Below are 18,779 nucleotides of genomic sequence, written 5' to 3'. Positions count from 1 at the left end.
ATTTCGTTCTCGGACAATAAGTGCTCTTATTTAGACAATAAGTCATCGGTTTAGACAATAACATCTTACTTTTGGACAAATAAGTGTACAAAATACTAAATTTATTGTCCGACACAGGCCATTTATTGTCCGATGGAATAGATTTATTGTCGGAAATCCACTGTTTATTGTCCAAATGCCATGAAAATAGCACCACACTAGAGAAGTTTGATCCTATTTTTTGCTTCTATTTTTTTATTTTTTTACAGGCGAAAATGGATTCTTGAAAATAAGAACTTTCTTAACTGAAAGGGCACTACTTTGCCTATATTGGCAAGAGGAGTTTAATCCCGAAAGCAAACAAAATAAAACCTCCTAGAGCCTCACTGTATGTTCCGAGCCACTCTTGCATTTTTCTCCCGACAAGCAGGCCTGACCATGTTAAAATCATGCTCATCAAACCAAACATCATAATGGTGACAAATGTCCGCGCACCAAAAATGCCGAGACTTAAACCGACGGAAAAACTATCAAGACTGGCACTCATCGCGAAAACAAATAATCCTACGCCAACCGGTTGAACAAAAGGCTGCCCTCCTGATTGAAAAGAGGAGCGAATCATCTGGATCCCGAGCAGAAGCAGCAAGAAGCCGCCGATCATTGCAGCTATTCCGCCAAAATGTTCCGAGATTTGCCTTCCTAACGTTAATCCGACAAGCGGCATCGCCATATGGAAAATACCAATCGTTATTCCTATTTTTAAAATTTGACGAAGGCGGAGTTCTAGCATCCCCATCCCCAGTCCTATGGAAAAGGCATCCATTCCAAGAGCAAATGACATAAAAAAAAGTGTTAACCATTCCCCGATTGTACTGATATTCATGCGGTCCCCCCTCCTCCATTACTTCAATCTATGCATGTCCAGAGGGGAATAGAATGAGGATATGTCTAAACGAGGTTTTCGAACATTCGCAACTTTACGTTAATTTAAAAAATAGAAGGTAATTCATGACTTTTGACGTATTTTTATTATAACAAGATACGGGTCAAAAGGAGGACGCTTAGAATGAAGAACACCGAAACAACTTATGTGACCAGCAACGGTCCTCAAACGTGCCTAATGGAAGCGACGACAAAACAAGCTAGTCTGTTTTTTAAGTTGAAAAAAATAGGCAGAACGTTTATTTGTACCGAAGCAGATGGAGAATTATTTAAACAATTTGGCTGTGGCCCTGAACATATGAAAGGAAAGAAACTGGAAGAAATAGTACCAGAACATTTGCTTGAGTTTAAAATCGAAAGTTATAACAAAGTTTGGAACGGCGAAAGTTTATCTTATGAAGGAAACTATGCAGGCATTCCATATTTAACAGCCATTAGCCCCATACGGCAGGACGGGAAGGTAATTGAAATTATCGGGTTTTGCCTGGACATAACGGAAAAAAAGCAGAAAGAGAAAGAACTTATTGCGACAAAAGAATATTTGGAAGCGCTTTTTACGAATTCAGCTGACGCCATTACCATTACAAATTTTGAAGACAACTCCGTCCGTGTCAATCCCGCGTTTGAAAAAATCTATGGATGGAAACAGGAAGATTTGTCGAATCGCAAAAGCCCGATCATGCCCATTGTTCCCGAGTGGGACCTGGAAGACGCCCTTCGGTTAACAACCCTTGTTGCTCAAGGAGTCCAAATTAAAAATTATGAAGCCGTGCGAATCCATAAAAATGGTACACCCATCAATTCAAGCTTAACTTTATCCCCGATTTTTAATGAGGAAGGCCAGATTACCGCTTTCTCCGTCATTTCGCGGGACATTACCAAAAGTAAACAGAGAGAAGAAGCATTAAAAGAAAGTGAAGAAAAATACCGGATTATCGCTGAAAATACAACAGATTTAATTTGTGTCATCGATGTCTACGGCAAAATTAACTACGCCTCTCCATCGATCAAAACGATTCTAGGGTATGAGGCAAACGAGCAAATTGGAAAACAATCCTTCGACTTTTTCCATCCTGATGATATCGACCAATTGACATCATTACTTGGAAATCTAATGCATACAAAAAAACCCGTTAAATTAGAAGTGAGATGCAAGCATGCAGACGGCAAATGGGTATTTCTTGAAGCGAGCGTTACCCCCGTTGTCGGAGAGGATTGTCGAATTAACAGCATTGTAGTCGTCGCACGCGATATCACGGATCGCAAAAAGACGGAAGAAATGTTAAGAAAGTCGGATAAATTATCCGTTTTAGGCCAGCTTGCAGCCGGAGTCGCACACGAAATTCGAAATCCATTAACTTCAATCAAAGGATTCCTGCAGCTACTTCAGTCGACGGCAACTGAAAACAGGGACTATTTTGAAATCATGTTATCAGAAATTGATCGGATTAACGGCATTGTCAGTGAATTTATGCTGCTTTCAAAGCCCCAGGTCTTGAATTTTACGTTAACCAATATAAGTACACTAATTGAGCATGTCATTTCATTAATAAAAACTCAGGCCATTTTAATGAATGTGCAAATCTATTATCATTACCAGAGTGATTTGCCATCCATTCTTTGTGTCGAAGACCAGATGAAGCAAGTATTTATCAACCTTTTGAAAAATGCCATTGAAGCGATGCCTGACGGCGGAAACGTATATATTAACGTGAAACAAGCCGATAACGAATTGGTCATCTCGTTTAAGGATGAAGGTTGCGGCATTCCTCCGAACCGGCTAAAAACACTCGGAGAACCATTTTACACAACGAAAGAAAAAGGAACCGGCTTAGGACTGATGATTTGTTTTAAGATCATCGAAAACCATGGAGGGAAAATCCACATTTCTAGTGAAATTGGAAAAGGAAGCATCTTTTCCATACATCTTCCGATTAAAGGGCAGAGTTCCTGAGGTTATGTTCAACGACGAAGAACCACCTCCAACATTCAAGCGGAGGTGGTTCGACTTTCATTCAATTACTGGTTTTAAAGTATGGCGGTTTAGCGCCTTTCTTTCGGGTCAACAATCGAACGACCGTCTGGAGAAGAGAGGCCGTCCGGCGTCTTCCCGGTGATACCCATTCGTTCCCGTATCTCTCTTAGTTCGGCCACCCGGCTCGTAGATAGCTGTCTTTCGGCCCCTAGCTGTTTGACATAAAACGAAATCGTTGCTGTAAACTCCAGGCTTTCCATAAGAAAATAAGCAGACATCAAATCTTTCGCCCATGTGAGAGCGCCGTGGCTCTCCAGCAATAATCCGTTATGATCCTTGACATACTTTGCCACTGAGTCAGGAATCTCTTCCGTACCCGGTGTTCCGTATTCGGCAATTGGAATCGTCCCAAGAGTAACGACTGCCTCTGGCAATATTGCTTTATCGAGCGGTATGCCGGCAATCGCAAATGCAGTAGCATGCGGCGGATGCGCGTGAACGACAGCCTGAACGTCCGGCCGTTCCTTATAGACGCGAAGGTGCATTTTCAACTCGGAAGACGGTCTCAACTGGCCATCGATCACTTCTCCATCCAGATTGACCGTTACCATCATCTCAGGTGTCATCATCCCTTTACTGACGCCGGTCGGAGTCGTGATCACTCGATCTTCGGCCACTTTAACGGAAATATTCCCATCATTCGCCGCAACGAAGCCTTTGTCATAAATGAGCTTCCCGACACGGCAAATTTCTTCTTTTACATCATGATGATTCATTCCATCCAACCCATTTCTAAGCAAGCGTAAAAAGCTTTTTCAAATTCTCTTTGTAGTCTGGTTTTACTATCCCTTTTTCCGTAATAAAAGCGGTAATGTATTCATTCGGCGTGACATCGAACGCTGGATTCATCACCTTCACGCCATACGGTGCGGTTCGCCGGCCGAATCCTTCCGTTACTTCTTCAGCAAGCCGCTCTTCAATTTCGATCTCGTCTCCGCACGCCGTTCCTGGATCGATCGTTGATAGAGGAGCAGCAACGTAAAACGGAATGTTGTGCTCTCTTGCAAGAACAGCCACCCCGTACGTTCCAATTTTATTGGCCGTATCCCCATTTGCCGCGACGCGGTCACAGCCAACAATCACCGCATCAATGAATCCTTTTTTCATCACATATGCGGCCATATTATCCGTAATCAGCGTTACATCAATGCCGGCTTGCTGCAGCTCCCATGCAGTAAGTCTCGCCCCTTGCAATAGCGGGCGCGTTTCATCCGCATATACCTTCAGCTTCATGCCTGCCTCATGCGCCAAATAGATCGGCGACAGAGCGGTGCCGTAACGTGCCGTAGCAATGCCGCCCGCGTTGCAATGGGTTAAAATGCCCATTCCTTCTTTCAAAAGTGGGAGCCCGTGTTCGCCAATCGCGCGGCATACTTCCTCGTCCTCTTCATGAATACGGATGGCTTCCGTTAATATCAGCTCTTTCAATTGTGCCGGCGATTCGTTTCGATTGTTTTGCACGAGTTTGTCCAGGCGGTTTAACACCCAGAAAAGATTGACCGCCGTTGGCCGGGAGGAAGCAAGATATTCCTTTTTCTCCTGAAACTTGTTGTAAAATGCTGCGAAGCTTTCTTCCGGTGCCTCTTTCACCCCGAGATAAAGCCCATATCCGGCTGCCACACCAATGGCAGGCGCGCCGCGAACCTTTAGCTTTTTGATCGCGTCCCAAACTTCTTCAATTGTACCGACTTCAAGGAATCTCGTCTCAAGCGGCAATACCGTCTGATCGAGCAAATATAAATGATCATCCTTCCACTCAATGGAGCGAATTTCTTTTACTTTTGTCATCCTTCGATGTCTCCTTTACCTTTCGCGAACACTTAAGCTTTCACCGCTGTTTGATTCGCAACGAATTCTACTAAATTACGAATGCTACCGATCTCTTTTCGTTTCATAATCAATTTCTCGCCCAATTGAAGAGAGGCCCTTTCCGCCAGCGCGCGCCGTGTGGGATCTTGAATGCTTTCCTGGTCAGCCACATGGGCCAGCCCGATGGTCCGGCGGATTAATTCAAGCCCCGCTACCCCGATCGTATCCTCGAAAACTTCTTTCATATAACGATCCTGGTAATCTTTTAATAGCCGCTCATTAAAGAACCCGTCCTCTTTCTCATGATACCAGTAGTTTCGAAACTCATGTTCAAACGTTTCCCATATATCAACAACCGACTGAGCGAGATAGTCGCGCGTTGCCTTTTTCTCTTCTTCCGTTCGGTCAAGGCCTTCCTGGGCATTGTAGTTTAAGAGGAAATTAGCGATCAATGCCCCGACATCATATCCCATCGGCCCGTAATAGGCAAACTCCGGATCGATTACTTTCGTCTTTTCTTTCGTGACGAAGATGCTCCCCGTATGAAGATCACCGTGCAGAAGCGCTTCTGCTTTCGTCATAAAAATCTTCTTCAGTTCGGCCACTTCAAGCTTTAATTCGTTGTTCCCCCATAACGCCTTTACATCCTCTTCCAGTTCAGGATTATAAGCATTCGTTTCAGCGTTATAAAACGGGTCTGTATACACGAGGTCTTCCGTAATTTTGCAAAGCTCTGGATTGGTAAACTTTTGCACATTTTTCTTCTTTTCAAACGGATCCATCGCAAGGTCTGACGTGTAAAAGAGGGTTTTGGCGAGAAAATGCCCGATTTGTTTTGGAAATTCCGGATATTGTTCATGCTGAATGAGCCCTTTACGCATAATCGTGTAATCCGATAAGTCTTCCATCACAATTAAGGCTAACTCTTGATTAAAATGGTAAACTTTCGGAACGAGGTCCGGACAAAGATCATATTCCGCCCTTAACGCTTCACATTCGATTCGGCTCCGGTCGATTGTCAGCGGCTATGACTCCCCGACGACTTTCGCATACGGAAGAGCCTGTTTACAAATGACACTTTTACCGCTTACCGCATCTTTCACATGGAAAACGTAGTTTAAGTTCCCATCGCCGATTTCTTTGCTCGTTAACTGTGCATCTTTGTCAAAGAAATCGACATTCTCTTGTAAATAGAAAATGACATCTTGCTCCGTTAATGTACGATAGCCCATTGTATCTCCTCCCACCTAATCGAAACGATTGCAGCATTTCTATCTTTGATCTTAGAATAGGGTGAAAGTTGTGTCAATGAGCAATATTCAGCCAGGCCGCTCCCTATAATACGCCGGAGAAAGGCCGGGCAAACGACTCTTTCGTTCATTCGATCAGCCCTCTTTTATAACATTCGACCGCCCGGATGCGATGGCACTCTTTCATTATACGGTGTGGCGAAGAAAGAGGCTTGCCGCCATCAGCAAACCTCTTTCTCGTCTTTTTTTATGTTTAATTTTCCATGCAATGTGGTACTGTTAGACAATATACCACGTTTTGAATACAGCAAAGGCTAGTGCTCACAAACGATACTCATCGCACTTTGACATCTTCTCTATCAAAAAGGAGGAGAACGATATGGTTAATCTAGTTAGAGCGTTCAAGCTTCGTTCCGCTCTAAATAAGTTTATGAAATACCGGGATATCCGGATCTTCGGCATTCCCGGGCTGCAACAACAAATCAAAGGGGCGATCAAGCAGAACTTAATTAGCACATTTCATTATCGCCTCATTGTCTGGCAGCCGATCATGAAAAATTTATGTCTTGAAATGGAACAGTTGTACACTCCCGCTTCCTGTACGCTATTACTCTTTCACAAACAATCCGGGAAGTTTTACTTTGGCGCCTCCCCGTCCATCCCAACTTCCTGTGCCATTCAATTGAATGGCCTTTCGGTGCCATCCATTTTAACCTCTTTGCGCAAGCAGGAACATCTGGCATCTGCCACAAGTAACTCGATACAGAAAAAGTTAACAGGCCATCCAGAATGCCAGCCTTGCCATTCATTATGGTCCGTGCCATTTTATCATATCCAAACCAATGATTTAGTCGGGCTATTCGTCTTTCATTGGCCTGAGCAAGTCAAATTAACACCGAAAGAAAAACAAACATTAAACAATCGGATTCGACTGTTAAACATGGAACTTTACGATATGGAAAAATCGGTTTCATGAACGGCCTTTTCACTTGAGGGAGCTGTTTCTATTTTTTAAAACCAATATTTTTTAAAGCTTCCTTTAATGAACTTTTGATCGAGATGCCGTGGAAGTCAAGTCCTAATTGAACTGCCGTCTGGGCAATTTCCGGCCGGATTCCGGAGAGGGTGACTTGTACTCCTAGAAGTTTTAACGTATCGATAATTTGAAAAATTTGATGGGCAACCATCGTATCAACGATAGCCACTCCGGATAAATCGATAAATAGATGGGATAGACGGAGATGTAGCGCCTGATCCATCGTCGATTCTAAAATCCATTTTGCCCGCCCTGTATCAATTTCCCCGATAATCGGCAATACGCCAATCTCTTCTGCAATCGGGATAATCGGGGAACTTAGTTCATTAATCATTGCTTGTTGGGCATTCAGGCGGGTTCTCATAATCTCTTGATATTCCTGGATGAATTTCTCCGTAATTTTATCGAACGTTGTGTGGAAAACGTGAGACCATTCTAACGCTTCTCTCATTGATATCGTTAAAGACGTTTGCTCTATAAAAGTCAGGATTTGTCTCCAAAAAATATTGCGAAACAGCTGAAAGTTTTGAATGACATCGAGAATCGGAGTGTCGGTTCTTGCCCGATCAGCTGCAATTTCAAACGCCCAGTCCGTAGCATTTTTCAATGTATCTTCTTTCGTTTGTGTAAACGCTTCTGCTAACGTATGAATTAACCGAATGTTTTGTTCGATGAGCCTTTCCGTCACTTCTTCCGCTGCACTCAATGAATAAATGGAATTGATATTCAGCTCTCTTGAATGTAGCCACTCGTTCGACATTTCCTCTGACTTTTCAAGTAAATAATCATAAAGTGCTTGATTGTTCCACACATTTATTCCCCCTATAATTTTGGAAGACTCTTACCTTTCATTATAGTAAAAAATAGTAAAAGAATAAACTTTTAAAAAGGCTTGCCGGATAAGGCAAACCTTTTTCGTGCTATCGATTGATGAATGGATAATCGCCTACAAGGACGGTGAGATGTGCCGGGAGAACGGAGATGCGTGAAGGAGTGCAGAAATTTCTTTCCCCATCACAATCAATCTCCTGCACAGGTGAAGCTTCGATTTCCAGCTTTTCTGCATGAAAATAAACGAGGCCGTCGTTTTCTCCATCCGGAAATTGGTTATGCACTTTCGATTGAAACCATGTCCAGACATGTTGCAAAGAAGCCTCTTTGACAATCAAGACGTCGAGCAACCCATCCTGGATATCGCTTTCGGGAAAGAAGGCCCGAAAGCCTCCTAAGAACGCTCCATTTCCAATGAGCAGCATGACAGCATCATCATCGTAAGAAACCGAATCGCTTTTTACCTTTAAATGAAAAGACTTGCTTTGAAACACGGTTTTCCCTGCACTTATGTAATAAGAGAGCTTTCCTAATCGCTGTTTATTGTCCGTCTCAATATTGGCTGAAACTTCCGAGATAAGCCCAATTCCCCAGAAATTTAAGAAATACTGTTTATCGCATTTCCCGACATCGACTTGCTCTGTTTTCTTCTTGAGAATTTGTTCCACGGCGATTAATGGATCTTGATTCATCCCAATCGTTCTGGAAAAGTCGTTGCACGTTCCACCGGGAATAATCGCAAATGCCGGCCTTTTTTTAAGCGGACATAGCGCATTTACTATTTCATAAATCGTTCCGTCTCCTCCAGCCCCAATCAGAAGATCAACTTCTTCCGCCAGTAACGAAACGATTTTCGCCCCATCCCCTTTTTCCTTCGTTTCATGAATAGCTACCTGATCAAAACCTTCAAGCAGCCGTTCTTTTATGACATCGATGGAGTTAGCCAACTTGCGGTTTCCAGCTGTTGGATTAAGGATAATCGCCGCTTTCTTCATTCTAGTTCTCCTCTCCTATTGATCGACCTTATTCCTCATGTTTTGGTCTAATAGTTACCCGCGCCTCGTTGGTGACGATCTTTGCATCCGAATACATATTGGAACGGAGCCGAATGAATTGATAAAGATGTGTAACAATCACTTTTAAGATGGCATACCCTGGAACCGCCAAAATAATGCCGATGATGCCAAAAAGGTTCCCTGCCGTTAAGATCACGAAAATAACGGTAATCGGATGAATATGCAACGTTTTCCCCATAATTTGCGGAGAAATTAGTTTTCCTTCAAGCAATTGGACGATGACCCATACAATTGCTAATTTTAAAAGCATAAAAGGCGAGCTAATAAACGCAATAATAATGGCCGGCGAAATGGCGATAATCGGTCCTAAATACGGGACAACGTTTGTCACCATCGCGATAATCGCCAGGAGCAGGGCATAGTCTAACCCGATAATTAAATAGCCGATAAAAAGCAAAATGCCAATACATAAAGCGACAAATACTTGTCCACGAATGTAAGAACTTAACGCATGGTTCATATCGCTTAAAATTTGTTTCGCTTCCGGACGCGTTTGGTTCGGCAAAAACTTCACAATGTATGCCGGCAATTTCTTCCCATCCTTCAATAAATAAAAGAGGATAAATGGCAATACGGCTATGGATAATACAATTTCAGTGACAGTGCCAACAAATGAGAGCACGCCTTGCGAAAAACCGGCCACAAATTTACTCAAGTAGCCTGACACATTTTTTGATATTTTTTCGATATCTGTGTTGATAGATTGCATGCCTTTTTCAACGTATTTATTATGAGAGACTTTTCTTACCGTCTCCTGAATATCATGGCTGAATTGAGGAATATTATCGATCAAACTTTGAATTTGGGCCGTTAATGGCGGTATCACGGATGAGATAATGACCGCTATGACGCCAATTATGACGATGTACAAGATCAAAATCGAGATCATTCTTTTAACCCCGATTTTCTCTAAAAAATCGATTAACGGATTAAATAAATAAAAGCAAATACCGGCTAAAATAATCGGCAAAAAAATCGTCTTTACAAAAATCGCAAACGGGATTAACACAAATCCAATTTTCGATAAGGCAAAGATCGTTATGCTTACGATGCATACAATGATCGTATAAACTACAAATTTGCTGTTTAAAATCTTTTCTTTAAAAACTGTTCCTTTAGGATTCTTATGTTCCAAAGTCCCCACTCCTTGTCGTAAAAATCAAGTTCGTGCCCCTCTGATTCGTTTATTTTCGCCATTGATTTTATCAACTCTTATCTTACACTGAAATACACATTTATTTATAAAATTTCCTCACGATCAATGACACTTTATTTTTTAAGACCCTCCATTATCATACCCATGAATAAGGATATTTCTCAACGTCTGGCCTCATAATGATGAACAAAAACGACCTGTCGTTTACGCAAACGGCAGGTCACAATTCGTTATGGTTTTTTAATTATAAATTGATCTTCAAGCAACGTCCAATTTTGCGGAAACGGCTCTCCAAGAACCCAATACGCCGTGCCAAGCAAATGGTATTGCTTTACAAGATTGAACTTCGCCTGGGCGCTCTGTTCATTTTCAAACCAGACTACATGTTTTTTACTATTCTTGTCCGTATAATAAAAGTAAGGAGCCTGTGATGTGTTGTCAAACTGTACTTTGGCGCGTTCCTTTATCGCCATGTCCATCGCTTCTTGTGGGGCGATTCTTTTAGCAAAAGGCCCTCCCTTTTTGTAAGGCAAGGTCCAATCATAGCCATAAAGCGGGGCTCCTATGATTATTTTCTCACGCGGGATAACGGATACCGCATAATCAATCACCTTGCGTACTTGCGGAATAGGCGCCACCGCCATCGGAGGGCCGCCTGACCAGCCCCATTCATATGTCATAAGGACAACGAAATCAGCCAGTTCCCCATGCCTTTTATAGTCGTGGGCACCGTGCCACGGCCCTGTTTGTTCAGCGCTTGTTTTCGGAGCCAATGCGGTTGAGACCTTGAACCCCGCTTTATGAACCTCAGGTATGATCGTTTCAAGAAAACCGTTGTACAACTGGCGGTCTTTTGGCCGGATATGTTCAAAGTCGATGTTTAACGCCTTGTACCCTTTTGCCTTCATCGTTTTAATCACATTTTGAATCAATTGGTTGGAAGCTTTTTTGTCAGTAAAAATGGCATGGGCGATAGCCGGGGAAAAGTTTCCCTCAGAAAAGTTGGTGACGACCATCATCGGGGTTGCACCGGACTTCCGTGTAGCAGAAAGCGCCATCTTATCGTTAAGCGGGATAAAACTTCCGTCTGGCTTTACCCGATAGCTGAAAAACGCTACATACGAAAGATGTTTTCCTACGCTAGCGACATCCGAAACGGCTTTTTTAGCATCTGTCGGTTCCAAAAATCCAATGGTATCGATCGGGCTTTTCCCGTGCCTCGTTTCTAATGGTGTTATTTCTTTCGGTTTTTTTAAATTGGTTTGGATTTGCTGGACGCGGGGATGAGGATTTATTTTTTCTTTTGTGTTGGAAGAAGCCCCACGCTTCTGCTCATTTCCTCCGCACCCAACAAGAGCTAAAGTAAGGGCAAGAATGACTGGCACTAGCTTTTGCATGTAAACACTCCTTATGTTTCTTCCTATTTTCCCAACTTCTCTTGCGAATTATTCGGAAGCTCTGGAGCGGAACGCCATTTGAGCAGTCTTTGTTCGACGGCCTTTTGGAGAGAAACATTTACATTAACCATCTGGGCAATTTACGAAACTTCGGCCATAACATTCTTCTTAAAGAATCGAATAGGAATTTTCCAAAAGAACTTTTATAATACTAGTAAAAACATCCATTCCAAGGAGGACATTCTTTTGGCTAGTGTTAAAGTAGGAGATCTCATTGAAGTTATCGCAGGGGAAGAACATATCGGAAAAACGGGAAAAGTTGTAACAATCGCCAACGGACAAGTTGAAGCGATTGAAATTGGAACCGGCGAGCCGTTTACTGTTGAAGAAATTAACTGTAGCCCTGCAGATTCTGAAGATTAAGTTTAATGAAAAAAGGCTAAAAACCTCTAAGGTTTCTAGCCTTTTTTACTTACGTTAACCGCTTGATGGCCTTTTTTAATGGCGGCAAATCAACTTTTCTTTCCTGGAAGAATTTTTTCAAGACATGTTTGCTGTAGCCCGCCGCCTGCCCGTACGTAATTTTCCCGGGAAGAGGCGGTTCATCTTCAATAACGACATCAACGATAACCGGCTTTTCGGCCAGCGCCGCCTTTTTTAACGCCGGCACCAATTCCTCATAACGTTCAACCCGGTAGCCTTCCCCTCCGCAAACTTCAGCAAACTTTGCAAAATGAAAAGGGGCTAGATCGACTTCATATTCTAAGTGGCCGGCAACCTGCTGCTCATATTTAATCATTCCAAGCCTTTCGTTATTTAAAATGACAACAATCATCGGCAGTTTATAGCGAACAGCCGTTACGAAATCGTGCATGACCATCGAAAATCCCCCATCGCCGCAAACGGCAACCGCCTGCCGCTCAGGATAGGCTAGTTTCGCGGCAATAGCCCCCGGCAATCCACAGCCCATTGTTGCCAGCCAGCTTGATATGATCATTTTTTGTTCCGTTATGCGGAAATGACGGGCCATCCAAACCGTCACATTGCCAACATCAACAGAGAGGACGGCATCTTTTTCGACAATTGATTGCAAGTGGTGAATCACCTGTTGAGGCTTGATCGGAGTCGATTGTTCTACTTCATCTTTATGAATATGCTCCCGCCAATTTTCCATCGCTTCCTGGCAGGCTTCCAAAAAGACACGATCTTCCTTTCTCGCCAAATGTTCATTCAACCATTGAAGCGTCGCCTTCGAATCCCCGACTAAACCGACGTCGACCGGGTATCGTTTCGCAATTTGTGTCGGATCACAATCAATTTGAATGCCTGGCGCATCTTCCGGCAAATAATCGCGATATGGAAAGGAAGTGCCAATCATAATAAGCAAGTCGGTTTCTTCCATCGCCTCATATGCAGGTTTTGTTCCAATTTGCCCTAAATTACCGAGGTTATAAGGATGATCGCACGGAATCACTCCTTTTCCCGGGAGGCTGACAACGATTGGCGCTGCAATTTTTTCCGCAAATTGTTCTAATTCTTCACGAGCATGTCCAGCACCTTTGCCCGCTAAAATGACTGGTCTTTCCGCCTTGTTAATAAGCGTTATCGCCTGTTCTAAATCATCCTGTTTAGGAAAGAGGTCCGATTTTGCCCGAATCGCCGATTTACGTGTCCATTTTCCTTTTACCCTTTTCGTTGGAATGTCATCAGGAATGGTTAAGACGGCGACACCTTTCTCCGCGTAAGCTGTCCGGATCGCTTGATTTACCAGGTCTGGCAATTGTTCCTCATTCGTAATTTGCTTGTTATAGACGGCCACATCATCGAACATTTTCTCAAGATTCAGTTCCTGGAAATCATCCGTTCCTAGATGTTCAGAGTTAACCTGACCGCTTAATACAAGTACCGGCGCCCCGTCCGCTTTTGCATCATATAACCCGTTTAATAGGTGAACCGCACCTGGCCCCGCAATCGACAAGCAGACTCCGATCTTTCCAGTTAACTTCGCATAAGAGGCCGCAGCCAGCGCGCCCACTTCCTCATGGCGGACTTGAATAAACTTAATTTTATCTTCCACTTTGCGCAATTCTTCGATCACATGATTAATGGAATCCCCTGGAACACCGTAAATATGGTCAACCTCCCATTCCAATAGCAAATCGATTAACACTTCACCTGCCCGTTTGTTAAACATTCAATCCCTCCTCATCATTTATGTACCGTGGTATCCCCATTCCCGTTCTACACGCCCATCCAAACATCAACTTTTTTAAAATAATTGTTTACATCATTTTTCAAAACTCTCACTTTCTAAGCAAAAGCCTACACAATACGTCAACCTGTCTTTAGAAATCATGACGGTTGCCGTTGAATTTTCAACGATTTTGTAAAAAAGTTTTTAACACAAAAATGTTTGTTTCAAAAGCAATGCGGCAATGTAAACAAGTAATAAGACGTCGAACATAAAAGGAAGGGAGGACGGTTCAAAATGATGTATAAAGCGAAAGACTGGCTCCGCTTGACTCCCCGTGAACGATATCTCCTATTAGTAGCGGTTGCCGCACTCCAAAAAAAGCAGCGTATTCGCTAATCTCCTTATGAAAATGGTGCTGAGCAATCGGCCGATCTTACGTTTATCAGTCAATTCTTCCGCGTTATCGATCATTCTGGAATTCGTATCAATCAATTGTGCGGTGTTATCGCTCAATTTTTCGTTTATCGGTCAATTCTTCCGCGTTATCGGTCATTCTGGAATTCTTATCGATCAATTGTGCGGTGTTATCGCTCAATTTTTCGTTTATCGGTCAATTTTTGCGCGTTGTCGGTCATTCTGGGATTCTTATCGATCAATTGTGCGGTGTTATCGCTCAATTTTTCGTTTATCAGTCAATGTCTGCGTGTTGTCAATCATTCTGGGATTCTTATCAATCAATTGTGCGGTGTTATCGCTCAATTTTACGTTTTTTCAACTGAGCAGCGCATGCTAAAAAAATCCCCTTTTATAGGGGATTTTTTTAATTCTCTGTTATTACTTTTCCGCCGGCTGACTTCTCGAGCCGGTTCATGATCGCTACTCCGACTCCTTTTTTAGGAAACGCTTCTCCGTAGATGATGTCGACATCTGTTTCATTAAACGCTCTTAGCGCGTCATACAAAGAATGGGCAACACTTTTTAAATCAGAACGATACCCGCATGGGATAACGACATCGGCGTGATAAACATCTTTTCGTTCCCCGGTTGTTAGTATTCCAACCTTTTTACCGCAGGCTTTATCTTTATCCACAAGTTTTTGCAAAAATTCCGGATCACTATCCACAAGAATAAAAGGCGCATTTGGAGCATAATGGGTATACTTCATACCAGGTGACTTCGGGGCTTCTTTATGATCATGAAGAGCAGGGTCAAACTGAACGTTACCAACGACCGCTTCAAGCTCCTCCTTCGTCACCCCCCCTGGCCGAAGAATAGTTATCACGTCAGTCGTACAATCGACAACCGTTGATTCCACGCCTACGCCTGTCGAACCGCCATCTATAATTCCGGGAATGCGCCCTTTTAAATCGCTATACACATGCCCGGCGGTTGTCGGCGACGGTTTTCCGGACAAATTCGCACTCGGGGCGGCAATGGGCAGCCCGCTCTTTTGGATCAACGCCAGAGCGATGGGATGGCTCGGCATTCGTACACCTACTGACAAAAGACCGGCAGTAACCTTACTTGCAACATGTTCCCCTTTTGGCAGGATGAGCGTTAATGGCCCCGGCCAGAAAGCTTCCATCAGCTTTTTCGCCTGTTCGGGTACATGTGAAACAAGGCCATTTAACTGCGTTTCATCGGCAATATGGACAATTAACGGGTTATCGCCCGGCCTTCCCTTTGCGGCAAAAATTCGCTCAACAGCCTCATTTGACAAAGCATTGCCGCCCAATCCGTATACCGTCTCCGTCGGAAAGGCGACAACTTCATTCTTTTTTATCCACAAAGAGGCTTCTTCAATTTGTGGACAATCCATTATTTTTCCGTCGATTTTATCCACAGTCCAGATTTTCGTATCATGTATTTCCATTCATAAAATTCCCTTCCAACCTTGCAAGAGCTAAACCGTATACATATCAACAGTTTTATCCACATCGTAGTGTATAATGTGGATAACATTCAAAATTTCCGTATTTTGTCTGATGCAAGTAACCGATTTAAAATTGGTAGCTCAAAAGCACGACCTCTTCCTTCGCAAGGTTTTGATAGTGCAGCGTATTTTCGATATGTTCGGGAGTTTGCTCTGTTGGCACTTGCTCGAACGACAACGCTTCAAATAAATAAGGCGCCCTCGTTAATAAATAAAGCGTGTGTACTTCTTTTTCTTTAGAGTATAGCAAAATTTCCCGGATTAAGCGTAGAAATAAAGTCTCATTCGAATATTCCTGCTTTAAAACGAAAGAACGAAGCAGGCCATCGTTTTTTACTTTTTCGAGGCCTACCGTTCCTATCATCTCTCTATGTTCATTTTCGACAATAAGATAATTTTCAATCCATCCTTTTATACCGCTTGATGGAAGACCGGCTTGATCGACGAATTGCAATAGTTTTTCCGTATCATTCACAGTTGCCGTTCTTAGCGTCACCGTCATGTTCTCTCACCTCATCCAATGCGTTTCTATTAGTCTATGAAAGGTGTAAGAGAAAATATGCATGAAGTTAAGAGAAAAGACTGCCGATCGCGTGAAACAAATCAGAAAGCCATTCTACAAGGAAAAACTTTACATGAACTTCTTCCTTTTCTGGCTGTGCGTTTACTTGTTGCGCTGCATTCGATTTCGTTTTGCCGTCCGCTTTTACCGCATCTCCATTTTCAAAATCAAGGAAGCATAATGGAGGGAATAATACACACCACCAATTAGCGCCTTTTCCTTTCCCTAACGTAATTAAAACCGCATCGTATTTCCCGGCTGGATATACGTAATCCCCATACATTTTCGTTGGAAACGGCACTTTGCCAAATTGAACAGTGAATGTTTCATCGGCGCCAAGCTCATGAAGTTTTGCCCGGACGATTTTTTTAATTTCAGGTAGATGACTGCGGATAACAACATGTGCCTGTTTAAACGACGTTAAATCAGCAACCCACGTATTGATTTGTTGATTGACCTCATCCCGGACTTTTTGTTTAATAGCCTGGTCTTTGTCTGAATCACTGTTTGCTAAAATGCGCAGGCGAATCGCTTCATTTGGAATTTTCACAGAGCTGTTCATCGTTGCGGACGCTGTCTTTGACTGTGTTTCGTACATTATAACCATCGCTAAAAGCGAGAATAGTAAAACCATCATTACATGCTTTTTCTTCATTTTCTTTTCCCCTCTCCTTATCCACAGTTGCGGGTGCCCCTGTGCATCCGTTTTCCCTTCTATCCACATTGTGGACAAAGATACGGGGGTTCATACTATGAAACTGCAAATCTTTTATTTATGGTACATTAGTTAAAAATAAGCATAAATAATCATTCAATTGATCATTTTTAATCGAATGTGATTATTTATGATTGATTTTGCGCATTTTATCATTTACTATACATATAAAGGAGAGAAAGTTTATGTTAACACCGGAAAGGCATCGTTTCATTCTTTCACTATTGCAGGAACAAAAGGTCGCTACCGTTCAAGAGTTGTCTGCGGCGACCGAAACGTCCGAATCAACCATACGCCGTGATTTAGTCCAGCTTGAACAAGAAGGAAAGCTGACGCGATTTCACGGGGGAGCCCAGTGGCGTGAACCATCCGTCAAGTCGGAGGAAACGACCATCGCACAAAGGCTAAGCCAGCATGAAGCCGAAAAGCGGGCAATTGCGAGATTCGCCGCTTCCCTTGTAAAAAGCGGGGATTGCCTCTTCCTGGATGCAGGAACTACAACATTTTATATGATCGATGATCTTCCGCCAGGCGCCATTGTTGTCACAAACGGCTTGACCCATATTGAGCGATTGCTTGAGCGCAACATTAAAACGTATTTAATTGGTGGTTCAGTCAAAGGAATGACAAAAGCGTTAATCGGAAAGGGAGCCGTCGAATCATTAAAAAACTATCGGTTTGACAAATGCTTTCTTGGAATCAATGGCGTTCATCTTGAACACGGTTTGTCGACACCCGATCCTGAAGAAGCATTTGTGAAGCAGACGGCTGCGAACGCTTCCACGGAGGTGTTTGTATTGGCCGACCACTCAAAGCTCGGGAAGACGACATTTAGCTTTGTTTGTGAGATGGAAGACGTCACTTTAATTACGAACGATGTCAACGATCAACAGCAGCTTGATCCTTATAAGAAAAAAACAAAAGTAGAAGTGGTGACACCATGATATATACCGTTACATTAAATCCGTCATTGGATTATTTTGTAGAGCTTGACCAATTTGAAAAAGGAATGCTGAACCGTGCGGCCCGCCAGCAATATTTGCCCGGGGGCAAAGGGATTAACGTTTCGCGTGTTTTAAGGCAGCTCGGGATCGAAAGCAAAGCATTGGGGTTCGCCGGCGGATTTACAGGCGATTTTATCCGTCAGGCGCTTGAATCCGAACAAATTGAAGCAGATTTCACCCGGACGGAAGCTCCAACGAGAATTAACGTTAAAATTCACCATGGAAGCGAGACGGAGATTAATGGCAAGGCCCCGGACATAACCGAAGAGCAAGTCGATCATTTTTATACGAAATTGGAAACGCTTCAAGCGGGAGACATTCTTGTTTTATCTGGAAGCGTTCCGTCAAGCGTTCCGGTTACCGTTTATCAGACGCTTGCCGAAATCGCCCAGGGAAAAGGAGCCCGTGTCATCATTGATACGAGCGGTAGCGCATTGAAAGAGTCTTTGAAAAGCAAGCCATTTCTCATCAAGCCGAATCAACACGAACTGGAGGAATTGACCGGAGCATCGGTTCAAACTTTGCAAGATGCCTGTCTCCATGCAAGATCCATTATTGGAAAAGGAATTGAAGTGGTCATCGTCTCGATGGGAGGCCAGGGAGCCGCTTTACTCACGAAAGAGCAGTCCTGGATTGCCGAGCCTCCAACGGGCCAGGTCGTCAATTCCGTTGGGGCTGGCGATTCGCTAGTTGCCGGTTTTATTGCAAAATTTACGGAAACAGGCGACTTGATCAGCGCCTTTCAATACGGGATCGCCTGTGGCAGTGCGACAGCTTTCCATGTCGATCTTTGCACAAAAGAAATGGCGGACGAACTTGTAAAACTCGTGAACGTCCATTTATTTAAAGAATAAATTGGT

Annotated in this window: 16 protein-coding genes and 1 pseudogene; 5 read left to right on the top strand and 12 right to left on the bottom strand. The window is 43.3% G+C overall.

Annotation, left to right across the window (positions count from 1 at the left end):
- Positions 1-304 precede the first annotated feature (304 nt).
- On the bottom strand, positions 305-862 hold the full coding sequence (locus H538_RS0108675) for a manganese efflux pump MntP (RefSeq protein WP_026677277.1): 558 nt from the start codon (positions 860-862) through the stop codon (positions 305-307).
- A 183-nt stretch (positions 863-1,045) separates the two neighbouring features.
- Between H538_RS0108675 and H538_RS23425 the strand changes: the two genes are divergently transcribed.
- Positions 1,046-2,875 (top strand): PAS domain S-box protein, encoded by a 1,830-nt coding sequence (locus tag H538_RS23425; RefSeq protein WP_051291400.1) that lies wholly within the window; start codon positions 1,046-1,048, stop codon positions 2,873-2,875.
- An 89-nt stretch (positions 2,876-2,964) separates the two neighbouring features.
- Here the strand turns inward: H538_RS23425 and H538_RS23420 are convergent, their stop codons facing one another.
- From H538_RS23420 to mtnK, 3 genes and pseudogenes are all read right to left on the bottom strand, one after another.
- Positions 2,965-3,672, bottom strand: coding sequence for a class II aldolase/adducin family protein (locus H538_RS23420; RefSeq protein ID WP_051291399.1), 708 nt, complete (start codon positions 3,670-3,672; stop codon positions 2,965-2,967).
- 16 nt (positions 3,673-3,688) lie between these two features.
- Entirely contained in the window at positions 3,689-4,744 is a 1,056-nt protein-coding gene (gene mtnA / locus H538_RS0108660; RefSeq protein ID WP_026677276.1) for an S-methyl-5-thioribose-1-phosphate isomerase, read from the bottom strand.
- A 32-nt stretch (positions 4,745-4,776) separates the two neighbouring features.
- Positions 4,777-5,997: pseudogene (gene mtnK / locus H538_RS23415) on the bottom strand (S-methyl-5-thioribose kinase).
- A 397-nt stretch (positions 5,998-6,394) separates the two neighbouring features.
- Between mtnK and H538_RS0108650 the strand changes: the two are divergent.
- Positions 6,395-6,991 (top strand): hypothetical protein, encoded by a 597-nt coding sequence (locus H538_RS0108650; protein ID WP_026677275.1) that lies wholly within the window; start codon positions 6,395-6,397, stop codon positions 6,989-6,991.
- Between the two features lie 28 nt (positions 6,992-7,019).
- Here H538_RS0108650 and H538_RS0108645 read toward each other — a convergent pair whose 3' ends face one another.
- From H538_RS0108645 to H538_RS0108630, 4 genes are all read right to left on the bottom strand, one after another.
- Positions 7,020-7,862: an STAS domain-containing protein gene (locus H538_RS0108645; protein WP_081412613.1), complete on the bottom strand. Its 843-nt coding sequence runs from the start codon at positions 7,860-7,862 to the stop codon at positions 7,020-7,022.
- Positions 7,863-7,971: 109 nt separating this feature from the next.
- The gene (locus H538_RS0108640; protein WP_026677273.1) at positions 7,972-8,877 is read right to left on the bottom strand and encodes a diacylglycerol/lipid kinase family protein; all 906 of its coding nucleotides are present in this window, start codon (positions 8,875-8,877) and stop codon (positions 7,972-7,974) included.
- 28 nt (positions 8,878-8,905) lie between these two features.
- On the bottom strand, positions 8,906-10,093 hold the full coding sequence (locus H538_RS0108635) for an AI-2E family transporter (RefSeq protein WP_026677272.1): 1,188 nt from the start codon (positions 10,091-10,093) through the stop codon (positions 8,906-8,908).
- 251 nt (positions 10,094-10,344) lie between these two features.
- On the bottom strand, positions 10,345-11,511 hold the full coding sequence (locus H538_RS0108630) for a glycosyl hydrolase family 18 protein (protein ID WP_026677271.1): 1,167 nt from the start codon (positions 11,509-11,511) through the stop codon (positions 10,345-10,347).
- Between the two features lie 246 nt (positions 11,512-11,757).
- Here H538_RS0108630 and H538_RS26060 point away from each other — a divergent pair, with 246 nt between their 5' ends.
- Positions 11,758-11,934, top strand: coding sequence for a hypothetical protein (locus H538_RS26060; RefSeq protein WP_154657935.1), 177 nt, complete (start codon positions 11,758-11,760; stop codon positions 11,932-11,934).
- Between the two features lie 49 nt (positions 11,935-11,983).
- On the opposite strand, the gene H538_RS0108620 is transcribed toward H538_RS26060, so the two are convergent.
- From H538_RS0108620 to spoIIR, 4 genes are all read right to left on the bottom strand, one after another.
- Positions 11,984-13,705 (bottom strand): pyruvate oxidase, encoded by a 1,722-nt coding sequence (locus tag H538_RS0108620; protein WP_026677270.1) that lies wholly within the window; start codon positions 13,703-13,705, stop codon positions 11,984-11,986.
- Positions 13,706-14,525: 820 nt separating this feature from the next.
- Complete coding sequence (locus tag H538_RS0108610) at positions 14,526-15,578, bottom strand: L-threonylcarbamoyladenylate synthase (protein ID WP_035350447.1); 1,053 nt, start codon at positions 15,576-15,578, stop codon at positions 14,526-14,528.
- A 127-nt stretch (positions 15,579-15,705) separates the two neighbouring features.
- Positions 15,706-16,140, bottom strand: coding sequence for a GNAT family N-acetyltransferase (locus H538_RS23410; protein WP_051291398.1), 435 nt, complete (start codon positions 16,138-16,140; stop codon positions 15,706-15,708).
- Positions 16,141-16,207: 67 nt separating this feature from the next.
- The gene (gene spoIIR, locus H538_RS0108600) at positions 16,208-16,855 is read right to left on the bottom strand and encodes a stage II sporulation protein R (protein ID WP_026677268.1); all 648 of its coding nucleotides are present in this window, start codon (positions 16,853-16,855) and stop codon (positions 16,208-16,210) included.
- 245 nt (positions 16,856-17,100) lie between these two features.
- On the opposite strand from spoIIR, the gene H538_RS0108595 reads away from it, so the two are divergent.
- Entirely contained in the window at positions 17,101-17,859 is a 759-nt protein-coding gene (locus H538_RS0108595; RefSeq protein WP_026677267.1) for a DeoR/GlpR family DNA-binding transcription regulator, read from the top strand.
- Entirely contained in the window at positions 17,856-18,773 is a 918-nt protein-coding gene (gene pfkB, locus H538_RS0108590) for a 1-phosphofructokinase (protein WP_026677266.1), read from the top strand. The genes H538_RS0108595 and pfkB overlap by 4 nt, the downstream gene beginning before the upstream one ends.
- The last annotated feature ends 6 nt before the right edge of the window (positions 18,774-18,779 follow it).

The organism is Fictibacillus gelatini DSM 15865 (genome assembly GCF_000430745.1).
Taxonomy (GTDB): Bacteria; Bacillota; Bacilli; order Bacillales; family Fictibacillaceae; genus Fictibacillus_A; species Fictibacillus_A gelatini.
This window is presented reverse-complemented; position numbering and strand designations above follow the sequence as displayed.